Origin of the sequence: Kordiimonas sp., assembly GCF_965216265.1 — a bacterium.
Classification (GTDB): domain Bacteria; phylum Pseudomonadota; class Alphaproteobacteria; order Sphingomonadales; family Kordiimonadaceae; genus Kordiimonas.
In genome coordinates, this window is the sequence record NZ_OZ244153.1 from 1,779,229 (window position 1) to 1,793,303 (window position 14,075).

The 14,075-nt window shown below is 49.6% G+C and carries 11 protein-coding genes and 1 tRNA gene; 2 read left to right on the plus strand and 10 right to left on the minus strand.

Annotation, left to right across the window (positions count from 1 at the left end; genetic code table 11):
- Positions 1-97: 97 nt before the first annotated feature.
- Entirely contained in the window at positions 98-493 is a 396-nt protein-coding gene (locus tag ACOOGA_RS08075; RefSeq protein WP_417462324.1) for a TonB family protein, read from the minus strand.
- Positions 494-803: 310 nt separating this feature from the next.
- Here ACOOGA_RS08075 and ACOOGA_RS08080 point away from each other — a divergent pair.
- A tRNA-Ser gene (locus tag ACOOGA_RS08080) sits at positions 804-892 on the plus strand.
- Between the two features lie 242 nt (positions 893-1,134).
- Here ACOOGA_RS08080 and ACOOGA_RS08085 read toward each other — a convergent pair.
- From ACOOGA_RS08085 to ACOOGA_RS08125, 9 genes are all read right to left on the minus strand, one after another.
- On the minus strand, positions 1,135-4,239 hold the full coding sequence (locus tag ACOOGA_RS08085; RefSeq protein WP_420430387.1) for a metallophosphoesterase: 3,105 nt from the start codon (positions 4,237-4,239) through the stop codon (positions 1,135-1,137).
- A gap of 131 nt (positions 4,240-4,370) precedes the next feature.
- Positions 4,371-4,664, minus strand: coding sequence for a hypothetical protein (locus tag ACOOGA_RS08090; RefSeq protein WP_420430389.1), 294 nt, complete (start codon positions 4,662-4,664; stop codon positions 4,371-4,373).
- Positions 4,665-4,786: 122 nt separating this feature from the next.
- On the minus strand, positions 4,787-7,549 hold the full coding sequence (gene mobF, locus ACOOGA_RS08095) for a MobF family relaxase (protein WP_420430391.1): 2,763 nt from the start codon (positions 7,547-7,549) through the stop codon (positions 4,787-4,789).
- A complete protein-coding gene (locus ACOOGA_RS08100) occupies positions 7,539-8,003 on the minus strand; it encodes a hypothetical protein (RefSeq protein ID WP_420430393.1) in 465 nt (154 codons plus the stop codon). The genes mobF and ACOOGA_RS08100 overlap by 11 nt, the downstream gene beginning before the upstream one ends.
- Complete coding sequence (locus ACOOGA_RS08105) at positions 8,000-8,287, minus strand: hypothetical protein (RefSeq protein WP_420430395.1); 288 nt, start codon at positions 8,285-8,287, stop codon at positions 8,000-8,002. Before ACOOGA_RS08105 ends, ACOOGA_RS08100 begins: the two co-directional genes overlap by 4 nt.
- Entirely contained in the window at positions 8,280-8,483 is a 204-nt protein-coding gene (locus tag ACOOGA_RS08110) for a helix-turn-helix transcriptional regulator (RefSeq protein ID WP_420430397.1), read from the minus strand. Before ACOOGA_RS08110 ends, ACOOGA_RS08105 begins: the two co-directional genes overlap by 8 nt.
- An 89-nt stretch (positions 8,484-8,572) precedes the next feature.
- Complete coding sequence (locus ACOOGA_RS08115; protein ID WP_420430399.1) at positions 8,573-9,598, minus strand: hypothetical protein; 1,026 nt, start codon at positions 9,596-9,598, stop codon at positions 8,573-8,575.
- Positions 9,599-9,706: 108 nt separating this feature from the next.
- On the minus strand, positions 9,707-10,906 hold the full coding sequence (locus ACOOGA_RS08120) for a tyrosine-type recombinase/integrase (RefSeq protein ID WP_420430401.1): 1,200 nt from the start codon (positions 10,904-10,906) through the stop codon (positions 9,707-9,709).
- A gap of 226 nt (positions 10,907-11,132) precedes the next feature.
- On the minus strand, positions 11,133-12,407 hold the full coding sequence (locus ACOOGA_RS08125; protein WP_420430403.1) for a serine hydrolase domain-containing protein: 1,275 nt from the start codon (positions 12,405-12,407) through the stop codon (positions 11,133-11,135).
- A gap of 154 nt (positions 12,408-12,561) precedes the next feature.
- On the opposite strand from ACOOGA_RS08125, the gene ACOOGA_RS08130 reads away from it, so the two are divergent.
- Positions 12,562-14,073, plus strand: a complete 1,512-nt coding sequence (locus tag ACOOGA_RS08130) for a LytR/AlgR family response regulator transcription factor (RefSeq protein WP_420430405.1) — start codon at positions 12,562-12,564, stop codon at positions 14,071-14,073.
- Positions 14,074-14,075 lie beyond the last annotated feature (2 nt).

Genomic DNA, 14,075 nt, shown 5'->3' on the forward strand with positions numbered 1-14,075 from the left:
GATCAGTTAAGGCAGTACCTACCGTTGGGCGTTACATATTGAGGGCAATAAAAAAGGCCCCTTCGGGCCTTCTTTTTGCAACTATTGTTGCTGGGCTTTATTGTAGCCGCCAAGCTATCGGAATAACAAACGACAGGTTACCATCCGGCAAGCTGGCTGGTGGCTCCGGCAGTGGATCCAGTTTGTCCATCATCTTCGGTATAACGTTATCGAGCTGATCTTCGCCCGAAGATTCCGTAATGTCGTAAGATACTATCTTGCCTGTGCGGTCGATGGTCACCTGGACCTTCGCACTGCCCTCAATCTCACGTGCAATAGCTGACCGCGGATAGATATGGGTTTTGATAATTTTCTTTACGATCTCGCGCTGCCAGTCTTTGATGTCGTCTGCGAACGCAGGTGCAGCATTCAGCAACAAGAGAGCAGTTGCCGTCAAGGCAGCCAACCGCTTAGTTTTCAACGCAATGTTGGTGAATAACACTGCAAAAATCATCCGATTCCTCCTCCAGATAGTTCGTCTCCCTAACCCATATATAACCGGATCCGGTAAAAACTGTGATAATTATTATGCTTAACCACGCGTTAAGGTTATCACGCACTTAAAGCGCTTGTCACGCCTCAGTTATCAGGTCGTTACCCCGCCCTCTTCACCAATAACCCTATCGCTGCACCCAATCGGTAAAGGGTACTATAACGAAGCGGCGCCACAAGGAATTTCTCCCTTGCCTTTGGGGCTAGGATGGCTATAGTGCGCCCGCACCCGCACCTTCAGCAGGATATTTGGTCGGGATATGCTGTCTTACGGAGCCGTGGCCGAGCGGTTTAAGGCGCACGCCTGGAAAGCGTGTTGGGGTCCTGCCCCTCGAGGGTTCGAATCCCTCCGGCTCCGCCATATTACTTTAAAAATCAACAACTTAATACACATTTGCTATTAAAACCCAATAATGAACCCACTTAGCAGTGTAATATTGGTTGAAAATTTTGAGCTTTTTGCTCCGTATGACCCAAACATCGCAAAAGCAGGATTGTCCCCCTAAGGCTCCAATGCAAGTAGGCGCAAGAATTTAGACCTTAGAAGTAAAATCTTCCCAATAACGGTACTCTCAGAGAGAGTGGGATGATCATCTGGGATGATCATCTGGGATGATCATCTTCAACACTATCCTTTTGGGCACTTTTTTCTTTGTCAAGTTTATCCGCCACCTTATCACCGACTTTCTTAACGAGCGTCTGACTTGGTGAACGCGCACCAGTTTCATGCTTTGCAACTGCAACTCCAAGCAAATCTTTTAGTTTGGACTTTTGCTCTAAGCTGCAAAAGCCGTACTGGTATTGACGTCGGGCCTCCCGAAACAGCGCGAATAGATAAAAAGAGTTCTTTCCCAATTGACGCATAAGGGAGCTGATCGCGGACTTCCAGCCTTTGGACCGATTTCTAATTAAAATGAACGATACAAGAAGCTTCTCAATCTCATTGTCCGTGGATTCTATATAGTCAATGAGTAGCGTCGATATCCGAGATGATGAAATATCCTTTTCGTAAAAATTCACCACGTTAAATGGAGTCGCGGTGACCACTTTTGTTAACAGTTCCGTTCCGTCGTAACCGTCAAATGAAGTGCCTAACCTGAAGTTCATGTTCTCAAATGACAGGAATCTATCACTCGCTAAAACCGGGCCGAATATCACAAGGGTCTGGGTCACATGCCGCATAGTGCGAGTGATTTCCTTTAGAAGAGAAACTTTATCTTCTTTTTCAATGTAATCGCTATTCCTAAGAGCACGAGAAGCGGCTCTCATGACCTGTACACTTTCTCGCAAAGAGAGCTCATTGGTAAAGTGATTAATAGATTGCCTATATGGCCTTGACCTATCGTAACCTTGATCAGCAATTTCATCTTTAATCGCCAGAGGAAGGTTAGACTGCAGCACCTCTTCTTCGACGTATGCCCTTAATTTGGGACAATCTTCCTCAGCTATACTCCATCGGAGTTCGTTGAACGGATCGAAATCGGCTTGTATACCACTTCGTTCCTCGAATGCATCATTTAGGCTCCTCAGGTCGTCAGTCAGCAAAGCAATTAGATTGTTCCTTCGCCGATCTATACCCGTATAAAACTCTATAACTTCAGGGAAGTTCATATAAAGCTTATTGCTGCAAATATATTCTCGGAATTCGTCGGAGTGATACATTCTATGAGCGGCAAAAAAATACACCCACGCCGCAAACTTGAAAGCTAATTTTCCATCTTTTTCTATAATTATGTTTTCAAGCCGAAGAATAGTGGCCAAGATTAAAACATCTATGTCTATTGCCTTCGAGTAACAAAATTCTGTGGTGAACGCACTAAACTCGGCGGGCGTAAAGGTATACTTTTCTTCACGGATCATCATTTCAGAAAAAGCACCAAGTACATACAGTGAATCCTTCATGTCTGGATATTCACTGTAGTCAGATCGCTTCTTATGGTTCCCAAATACCAAGTACAGAAACTTTTCAATCATGTCTGTACGGTTTGCAGGTCGAAAATCGTTTTGTTGGCGATACACAGCAAGCAAGGTTAAGCAATTTAGAGGTGTACGGTGCAGATTGAGAACTTCGAGATCATCAACGAGTGTCTGTGTTACCTCGTCCTCATCCATATTGGACCCCAAACTGATTACCTTAGAGACTGTTTGTCTGACCTGTTGGCGCGTGAGCGACCACAAAAACAATCTTTGAGGAGACCAGTTTTCGTATTGGATGCTCCACTGAGATATTGGCAGATCCGATTCCGGTAATTTGCTAAGAAGGATAATTGGTAAGTTGGGAAAAGTTGCCTTTATAGCCTTAATTTTTTTGGGATCTACCTCACCTTCATCATCAAGTATGATTCCACTTATCTCTTCAATATTCATGCACCAGGATGAAGCTTGCTCAGCAAAATATTTTTTGACAGCAGCTTCGTAATTTTTGATTTTCCTCGCCTCAACAAAAATTAGGAATTGCTTTCGTTCTTTCCATGCATATTGCGCCAGATAATGCCCAAGTGCTGATAGACCGAACTGTGGCGGAGCATATAGCACCGTATCTTTTAAGGGATTTACCAACTTATCGACCGAGATGAGTGTAGCCTGAGCGTCTGAGTTGCTATTTTCAGGCGTGTCCGAAATCGTCGGATTTACCCACACCTGAGGAATTGATTCGTAATACTTGAGGCTATCGCGAAAGTTGGCCTCCAAACGCGCCGCTATCATCGTCGACTTATCCGAGAATGTATCGACCTCATCCCTTGTGGAGCAGTTGCGCCCAAACTTCACAACCCCATCTTCCGTATTCGACATTATCACACCAGGAAGGAAGCGCCCAGCATGCCAGTGTCGATATTTGATTTGAACAGAGTTGGTGGCAGCGCATATCTTTAGAAGGCTATATCCTAGAACATCTGATTTACGGGTGAACAGTGCTGGAGCGACACAATAAACGCACGCGTCTTTCCCGTTAAATAACTCTTGCGCAGCGCCTTCATGCGTATGTCCGCACAACACCAAATCAAAGTGGTTTTCAGTGAGCTTTTTTATCTCTTTCTGCGCCCAACTATTCATCCAATCTATTGGATGGTGCATGGCGAGCACCCGAAAAACATGTTTGGTTTCCTGAAGCCAGCGATTTAGATTCCGTGTTTCAACCGCCAGCTTGCCATAATCTTCAATAGTTTCGCCCGCTTCATCTGCAGCCCCGCCACACGAAAACAATGCGGTGTTTAGAACGTATACGCCAATCTGTTCATTTACTGAAAAACCAGCACCGCAGAACGTTTCTTCAGTAAGAGAATACCGTGCTGCATCCCTTTGCCACTCAATAAAATTCTTGAACTTGGGGAAAATTATATCGCGAAATTCGCCATATATCTTTGAATTAAAAGCAGTTTCATCAAGAGGTCTGTCCTGCAAACCGCTGATTGTTGAAATTCTATCTACAACATAATTCCGATCAATGTCGTGGTTTCCAGGCACAAATATGCAGAAATCATCCCTGAAACCAAGTGACCTAAATCTGTTACCTAAGTACTCTTGGTAATAAGTCAGAATAGATGGGTCTGCACACTGTTGAGCGAGATCGCCGGTAAATAATATTAGTGTGTCTTCCGGCTTTTCGCACTGAGACTTTAGGTCCTCAAAGAATGCAGCCAACACCTGACCTTGTTCTTCTGCCCACCCTTTTCTTAAATGTAAGTCGGAAATATGCAGGATTTCCAATGACGCCCCCTAATTGCGTATACTTAACAATTTCAATATACGTCGTACCCCCGCCGATATTCAAGCTATAGAGACAAATAGGCTCGTAAAAATTGTTCTCTAATTTTATCCATGCCGCCTGCCTATAGCTGTCACGGCCAAAACGGTTGATCCATCCATTCGGTAACGACAATCATATGTCGGCTATCCAGAACCGACGCGGCTTCAATAGGGTCAAACTGCCATGAATTTTCGCCAAGCCAAACACCGGCAAAGAAGCGCGCCATGATTTCCTCGCCGCGTGACCATTTGGCGATTGCGCACTTGAGCTCCTCCGCTTTCATTTCGCCTCGCTCGAAATCCCAGTAAGGCACCAGCCTCGGGAACTGCTGCAACAGCTCTGCAAAACGTTCGTGATTCACGCTTCTGTATGCTGTTCGGGACATCGACAATCTCCTGTCTTTTTAGATATACACACAACGCTACTGCGTAGAGATGCTAAACATTCATACTTTTCAGACACTTAGTGTCATTTTCTGGTTTGATATCACTTTGATATGTCATTGAACTACAATGACAATCTGAGGCTAGGAGTAGGCTCAGGGGCTCGAAGCTCGCGACGCAGCTTTTCAATTTGCAGCCTGCGCCTGGTTTCCAACAGTTGCCGAGAAAATGCCTCTGACGAGGCTTTCAGTTCCCTGTAGATTTCCGGGTCTTTAACGAGATCAGTGGCGTGCCGTGGCTTGGGCTCAAGGCTTTTCAATGTCTGTATTTCCAGCTCTTCCGCATCGTCGGTATAGAGGCGAGCGCTATATCTGGCTCTGCTGATCTGGACGTAAAGCGAGCTGGCTGTGTTCATGTGACCATGTTGGCTATTCGCCAAGACAAAAACCTGATCCACTGTTCGACCTTGCGCGCCATGCGTGGTCGTCGCCCAGGCGTAATCAATATGTTTAAGCGGAGCCATATTTCGCCCGAGCACAAAGTTTTTTCCGCGTTCATCTCGAAGATAAACGTTCTCGCCATCAATGTGGGCGACCTGACAGCGGGTGCCATTTCGAATGTTGTATTTGTGAAAATTTCGCGTGAAACGAATTTCATCCCCCGGTGCCATTTCCATTGTCTCAGTTTCAAAAACATCAATGGCACCCTTGGCATTTGCCGCTATCCGTTGCGGAGACCAAATCACGGTACGCCCACATGGTAGTGCCAACTCAACCGTATCGTTATTTTGATCTGCCCGTATAACCTTCGCATACGTCCCGCGTTGAACCTCAAGGCGCACGTAGGGCTTATTGAAAAGCACAACATCTCCGGCCTCATAATATGCCGCTGATTTAATCTGTGCCTTGCTCAAGCTTCTTGGAATAAGTTGGGAGGTATTAAAGGTAGGCTGCCCTAGTTGTCCCTTTGACCGCATATATGTTCGAATGATCTCGTTCACCCTCAATCGTTCAGCTCGCGTCTGGGTAAGGATCAGCGACTGGGTGCGCTGTGCCAAGGGTAACCTGATCCAATCACGGGCCATGAGGAAAGCCAATTCCTGATCCGGGTTTTCCACCATTGCAGGCCTCAAGGCTCGAAACGCGGCTTGCAGGTCCTTTTTGATTACATCGTGCACCGCGCCTTTCAGTGGCCCATTCTTTTGCCTTCGAATGTTCGTAATCTCGGCAATCTCCATCCCATTTTCCTGAAGGAGTTCAAACGGCCTGCCTGCCTCGACTGCATTTAACTGCGCCCGGTCACCAATCAGGCAAATGCGCTCAATTCCAAGTGTTTTTTGGAGCTTGAAGAGGTCAGCCATTTGTTGGGATGAGACCATGCTCGCCTCATCGAGCAATACGATTGATCCTGCAAATACCGTGTCTGTTCGCTTATTATTGGCGTATGAAGAGAGAAAGAACTGCAAAGTATTTGCAGGTATGCCGGTTTCTTGGTGAAGCGTAGCAGACGCCTCGGTCGACGGCGCCAGGGCAAATATCCGTTTACCCGTTTTCTCTACTTGCTCTCGAACCACTCTCAAGAGGGTAGTCTTCCCTGTCCCTGCGTAGCCCTGAACTCCGACCACCGAAGAAGTCGACGCAAGTATTTGTGCAACGGCCTGCGCCTGGTCTGGCCCAAGTATGGCTCCTTGCAGATCTTTCCACAGTTTATCTTCGCGGACTGTAGGTGTCGTCGTACCGCGTCCAGCCTTTTCGTGTGCAAGCAGTTCCTGCTCAAGCATTACCGCCGAAGGGACAGTCAAATAATCCTCAAGGTCGGGCATCGTCAGGATTGCCTTTGCCTCGATAGCTTGGTCGATTGCCGCTAAAACTTTCGCTGGCTCAATTCTCCCGCGGGAGAGCTTAATAGCTTCAAATATCAGCCGCCTTTTTTCGAAGACAGCTTCGTTCTCGGAAAGATGTGAAAGCGCATCTTCAACGATAAGTTCTGGTGCGACCTTCTCATCGCAGATCATTTCTAACTGGCAGGCCTGTACAGATGACTTTGTGAAACCAAGAGATTCTGCTTTAGCCTGCCACGCTTTTCGCAATGCAGTGCGGTCAACATTCTTTGCCTTGGTAGACCGGGTGAATAGCGCGGCCAGATCGGCTTTTTTGTGAGAAAAAGAGCCACTTTCCGCCAATTTTTTTAGGAGCTCGGCGCGGCGAGTGGAAAAAGCATCGATGATGTCTTGAGGCACCCCTTTGATCTCAAACGTCCCCTTCCTCATACACCACTGCGTTTGATAACCTAATTGGTGGATATTTCGCGCTAGCTCAGCCTGGTAGATGATGCCGGCAGCCATTTTATGTTTAAACAGCCGATGAGTTTCGAGCGCTCGCGTACGTCCTGACTTGTCAACTGTCTGCTGAAAAAGAAAAGAATGGCTGTGAAGCTGCGGGTCCAGTGCTCTATTTTCATGATGCTCGAATACAGCAAACAGACAATTGTCGGCGTTCGCCAGCACCTGCTTCTTTTCTGAGGCCTGAAATTTGCGGTACTGGAGACAGTTCCCCTCGATGAAGGCGAGAGCGGCCTTGACTGCTTCTCGGTGAGAATTTCGAATTTCTTCGTCCTCAAAAGCGAGCGCCAGAACACTTACACTTTTAGGGGCTGAAAAGACGATATCGTAGCCTAGCACCGTTTTCCGTTGGTTTTTGTTCGCCGTGTTCTTAGCTAACTGAGCATCAAAAGTTTTCTTTGTAATGCCTGATGAGAGGCGACGACGCTTCGCAAGCTTTCCCTCCCAGAAGGCGAGTTGGACGGTATCACTGTCGATGTAATAGTTATCCTCGGCGAGGTATCCAAATACCTCGCCGTCGTGGATTTTCCTGATGTTACCAATCATCGCTAGGGCTCGGGTCGGTGTCGTTATCATGATTGGACCGTAATGGTGTCGGCGCTAGCCCGACTTGCGGCGGACCGACCAGGCTATCATCATCCTTTTCCTTTTTTAGCAACGGGCAAGTGCCCTGCGACCGCACGAACCTCAGCTCTCGAATGAGAGCCCTAAGGGCACGCGTCGTTTCTTGCCGCTCATGCTGCTCATTCAGGACGACCTCCTTGAGAGCGACCGAATGTTTTGTCGCTTGATCGGCATGTGCCGTAGCCTTTGCAAATTCCGTGCGCAAGGCGGCAATCTGTACCATGACAGCCTCTATCTCTTCTCGCTCGGCCGATGCCTTTTCCTGCTCGGCCGCTGCGGCGCGACGTTCGCCACGGGACAACAGCAGGGTCCAGCCAGCATAGAAAATACAAACGAAAGTAAGCAGTTGTGCAAATAGGAAGGTTGCGCCGGTCATTGCATCGTCCCCCATTTGATCGCGATCTTTTTCGCTCGCTCTTTTATCCGCTTGATCATATCGTCGCCAATTGTCGGGGCCGCGATCGTATCCAGCATAAGGGAATTGGTAACAAGCAAGCGGAGGATAATCTGCTCAGTGCTCTTGTCATCCTTGTCATGAAGTGCACGGGAAAGGACACCCATCGCCCACCGATTGCGCGAGAGGCCAACCTTTTTTGCCGCCGCATCAAATTGTGTCGCCAACCGCGCAGGTACGCGCAGGCAGATTTGCTTATCAGCCACGGTGCACCTCCTTTTTTGTCGGTGCGTCCAGGCTGTCCACAAACTGATTTACATCCGAGAGGAGCCAGCGGCTCGCACGGCCAATTTTCTTGGGGGATGGGAAGAGACCGCTTCCAATGAGTGCGTAAAGATAAGACCGACTGATGCCGGTGAGCTCGCATACCTCTCGGCTGCGAATTAGTTTATCGGGGTGCATCTATGCCTCCTTGTGTTGGTTGGGATACACATGGAGGCACGGGGGACGCTGGATGTCTTTTCAGGAAAAAAGGATAATTTCTCGGGAAATTATTTCGTCATTTTCCTAGTCTTGCGAGGGTTCTCTAAAGGTAAGAAATCCCAATCGGCTGGCAGTTTCACTTTCTTCTCAAAAGCGGGTTCGTTGCCGGAAAATAACTTATTCATCGTACTTGCGCCGGGAGCACCCACCACGTCTTCTTCTATCTTTTCTGCGATATTTCCTAGCGACATAGCTGGATGTTCTCTCCGAATTTCTCTCGCGGCATGAAGGCCTATGAAATAGCGATGTGCGTCGGAATCAACTTTTGATAGCTGCCATGTATGGTCAAATAGCGTCTGATCGGACGTCCAGAATAAGTACTCGGATACCTTTCCGTCGTGGTCCGGATGCCACCTCGCGGTCGCAGATTCGTTGGCATGCGGGGCCTCGTTGGCCGGAGAAATTGCTTGGGGTTTGCCGGCCTCGTCTTGCGTCTCTCCGGTCTGCAAATAGAATTTGCCGAAATCCATGCCAACGTCGCCAGGAATTAAGCCGCGCCTCCCGAGTCTTGGCAGGAGCAGGTTCAACGAATTGATCCGCCGAAATAGTTTCGCGTCTACGACTGAGCGCACTCCACTTATGCTTTCGAAGACCATTTCCATGCGGTGATTTGCGAGATCGTTGTTAATTTCCAAGAGCTTTGCTATTTGCTCTTTACCGGCAGACGTGTTCATGGCCGCGACAACATCTTTAGCCTCCTCCTGAGGTTTGCGCGGGTATCGCCATGTTGAGAACAGAACCAAGGTCCCGCCGGTCAGCATTTGCCAAAGCCGAAGGTCTTTTGCAAAAGTCGGTGTTTGCGGCGACGTATTGAACATTATCTGAATCGCCGCGCTGAGAAAAAGGGTACCGCCAAGAAACGCGAGAGTTTGCATCGCCCTTTTCCGGCGATGTGTCGCTCGTGGACGCACCACGATCCACTCGACGACCTCTTGTTCAAGAGCGTCTTCGAAGTCGGCATCGGGCGCTAGCCGTAGTTTCGCGTTAATCGCCTCATTAAGAGGCACCAAGTCTTTGGATACATTGGCCGCCATGTCTCAAATCCTTTTACCTATGGGATAATCTGTGGGTTCCATGCATCATCATAGAGAGTGGGTAAGTAAGTTCCGGACTTAAAATAATAGACGCATATCTCAAGGCGCCTAACAGACGCTAGCGGTGCAATAATTTGCCCAGTCATCCATCAGGGTGCGACGCTTGTCGAGCAGATTTGACCTAAAATATGCTGCTTCCGTCTTGTCTTTCAGTTGGTGCGCCAAAGCGGCCTCTATGACTTCTCGGGCAAAAGCCGTCGTCTCGCCAGCCCAGTCTCGAAAGCTGGACCTGAAACCATGAGCGGTAACACCGTCTTTTTTCATTCGCCGTAGAAGCTGCGTGAATGCCATATCTGAGAGGGGGCGGCGTTCGCGGCTTCCAGGAAATACCAAGTCGCCTTCCCGAAACTTCTGCATCCGCTTGAGTACATCAAGGGCGGCATCCGACAGTGGGACGATATGTTCTTTACCAGCCTTCATCTTCTCGGCAGGTATGGTCCAGGTTTTCTTTTCCATATCGATATCATCCCAAACGGCATTGCGAACCTCGCCACTCCTCGCGGCAGTCAGGATCAGGAAACGAAGACCCTGAGCGCTCACACCATCGACGGCGTCGAGTTCCTTCAGGAAGGTAGCGGTTTCTGCATAGGGTAGCGCTTTATGGTGTTGAACATTTTTGAGCTTGGTTGGCGCTGGCAGCAGGTTTTCCAGGTGACCTTTCCAGCGTGCTGGGTTTTCACCTTGGCGCAGTTGCTGCACTGTTGCCCAATCGAGCACGCGCTCAATACGATTGCGAACGCGGGTCGCGGTTTCTGTCTTGATCTGCCAAATCGGATCAAGCACCTGTTTAACCAGATGCGTGTCAATATCTCGCACCGCCAACTTGCCAAGCACAGGATAGGCATAAGTGTTCAGTGTATTTTCCCATTGCTGGCAGTGTTTCGCATTCTTCCAGGAGGACGAATGAGTACGAATATAATCCATGGCGCATTCCTTAAAGGTCTGTTGCCTCGCGGCTTCAGCCATGCGCTCGCGCCGTTGGGAGTGGCGGGCATCAATGGGGTCGATACCGTCACGAACCAAACGCCTGCAATCCCGTGCTGCCTCCCGGGCCTCAGCGAGGGAGAAGTCATTGACCGACCCTAGCCCCATGTCGCGAGACTTACGGTTCATCATGAAACGGAAAATCCATGATTTTGAGCCGGTCGGCCCAACCTGCAGATAGAGGCCTCCACCGTCACCATAGAGACCCTTGGTGGATTCGGTCGCCACGCGCCGCGCGGAAAGTTTGTGGATGGCACGGGACATATTGACCCCTCATTCAACCCATAAATTTATGATCGATTTCAGCGTATCTTCATGGACACAGAAGGACAAGAAAATTAAAATAACTTAATAAAAATATATAGATAATATACAGTCATGGACGGCTATGGGCAGACTTTAAACTTCCTCCGGCTCCGCCATATATTCATAAAGCATCTGAGAAACACAACAATCCTATGCGCGCTTACTCCTGCTGAGGAGCCAGGGTTCAGCTCCGCCGCGCCCGATACACCCTGTATGACCAGAAGACTGCCATAGCCGTGATGACCAGCCAACCAAGCAGGATGGCTTTAATCATCTGCCCCATGCCTGCCAGGAAATCGAAGAGATCGACATTCCCTGTTCTCCAGAATGTCCACTCGCCAGCCAACTCGGTCGCCAACAGGGTATTCCCGGTCTCAAGAATAACGATGCCATCTCCCGAGGCAGGGTCAAACCGTGCAGTCGTATTGATCGCGGGTTCGTTTTTACCGTCATGTCCGACTATAAAATCACCCTTGTTGTTGGGGGCATACAGAACGGTTCCCAACCCCCATATGTCCGCGCCTGCTTGTGACGCATGAGGCTGACGCATCAACGCCACGGTCTCGGGAGTGAGGACACCTCTCCCCGCAGAGCGATCATTCAGCGGGAAATGTGCGTTAATAAAAGTCACCATGTCCTGGGCGCTGGTATAAAGCGATGTCGCGGCCAGCGATGTGAATTTATAGTGTGTGGCATAGCTGCCGTCCTGATCATATATCTCAGCAATATCCGATGCTGGCAGCCCGTCGGTAATATATGTCGACCTGGTCATTCCAAGCGGCTTGAAAACATGGTCTCGCATGTAGTCGTTGAACGACATGCCAGAGACCTCTTCGACGATAAGCTGGAGCAAGGTATAACCGCCGCCGGAATATCTGTAGGCAACACCCGGCTGCATCCCTACTTTGACAACACCGGTTTTCCCCGGTGAGGCGTCCGACGCCTTTGTGAGCGATTCTTCCAGCGACTGCACCTCTCCGTTAGGCAGGAACCCACCATAGCCCAGGTCGTCCGTCAGGCCCGCCGTGTGGCTGAGCAATCTCCGCACCGTCACGCCGCTGTTATCATAATCACTGGGCGGGAGATGCCACCGCGTGAGATATCTGGATACAGGAGCATCCAGATCCAACAAACCCGCATCCACGAGGGACAAAACGCCCCAGGCTGATACCCACTTGCTCAAAGATGCGACTTGAAAAAGCGTATCTCTGTCGACGGCCCTGCCCACCGAGCTATAGTGCTCGTCATATATCTGGTTCTGCTTAATCAATACAAAGGCCGCATTGCCGTTGGAACGCTCACTGATCGCCCCAACGCCTGCGGCCCAAAAGCCCTTGATGTCTTCGTCTGCGGCGATCGGTGAACGCCACCAACCTTCGGTCGCGCCAACAGCGACTACACCCGCCCAAACCATGCCGCCAACGATTGCTGCCAGCAAAATACCCAGATATTTTTTCACAATACTTATCCTCGGTGTTTTTCCATTTGCACTCAAGTTCTATACGAGCCCCTGTTTTTCAACAATAATTGGCCCAAAGATCGATAAACGGTGGTTTTGATTCGTTAAGTGGTATTAGAGGTACGGTAGGGAAACAAAGGCCGTGGGGGCATCAATGAAGTCTACACTCTGGATATGCACGCTCCTCTTCTGGCTTTTTTGCTCGGCGCCCGGTATTGCTGGCAACCAGATGATAGAAATTGGGTCACTGACCACCTGTGCCGCCCCAACAGAGATCGACCTGGATAGTATTTTTCAGACCCCCGCCTGCCGGGAACAAGTCGTCAGGGATATTGACCTGGTCAACCAAAATGTTTGGGCAAGGACGCATCTCCAAATTAAGAAGACAAACGCAGCGTTGGGATTATTCATATCCGGAAGCGCTTCAACTGCGGTCTATTTGAATGGTGCGTTTATCGGCCAGAACGGCGAGCCGGGCAAAAACCGAGGGACAGAGATTCCCGGGAAGATGGACAGCGTTATCTATCTCCCACCGCACCTGCTGAAGGACGGCGAAAACAGCATCACGCTCCACCTTTCCAGCCACCATGGTTTTTTAGGTTTGCAGCGCCCCCTTCACCGGATCCACATCGGTCCCTATTCCTTGCCAACAGGCAACATATTGCGGCGCTATTTGCCCTCATTACTGAGCTTCGGGGTCTTCCTCGCAGGTAGCTTTTATTTTGGTGGGATGGCTTTGCGAAGCTTTGACAGGACCGGATCGTTATTGTTGAGCCTGATGTCCTTTTCCGCGCTGGGACAGCTGAGTGCGGAGGTCTGGCGAGGTGTGAGCGCTTACGCCTACCCCGTACATGAAGTTCGTCTACTTCTTATCCTGTTTTTCGCCCTTGGCTTTGGCTTCTGTGTCACCGCTTACATTCACCACCGGTTGGGAAGGACCAAGTGGTGGAAACCGTGTGCTTTCATCGCTGTCATGACCATCGTTATCACCGCGGCCATGCCTGGGTATGACACCAAAACCATTACTGCCATTCTGGCGCCCACGCTTCTGAACGCAGGGTATCTACTGTGCCTGCTCATCGGCAAACGGCTAACCCACCCCAGTTATCTCGCCGCCCTACTACTTTTTTTTGCAGCTGTTTTCTTTTCCCCGACGGAATTTCTGGACGTGTCTTTCTACTATATTCTGGCGAGCCTGCTGTCGTTTCTCTTTATCCGGCAAGCCCGTTATTTTGCTGAAGAACGGCGACAGCGAATTGATGAGACCGCACGAGCACAACGCTTGGCGGATACACTGAAAAGAGCGCAAAAAGGCGCTGCAATGGACAACATCACCATTACCAACAAAGGCAAACTGGAGTTGGTCACAACCGAAGCTCTCGTCTACGGCAAGGGTGCCGGCGACTATGTAGAACTCCACTTCAAAGCCCAGAAAAACTATAAGCTATACAGTGGTTCCGTTGGTCAGCTTGAGCACAACCTGCCCCTGACCTTCGTGCGCGTACACCGCTCGTATATCGTCAATACTGCTTATGTAAAAGGGCTCGTATCCGTGGAAAAGGGCGGCGGCAAACTGGATCTGACCGGCAACATACAAGTTCCGGTCAGCCGCAGGATCATGCCAAAGGTGCGCGCCCTGCTGGAAAACAGCTCAGCAAAGGCCTAGGG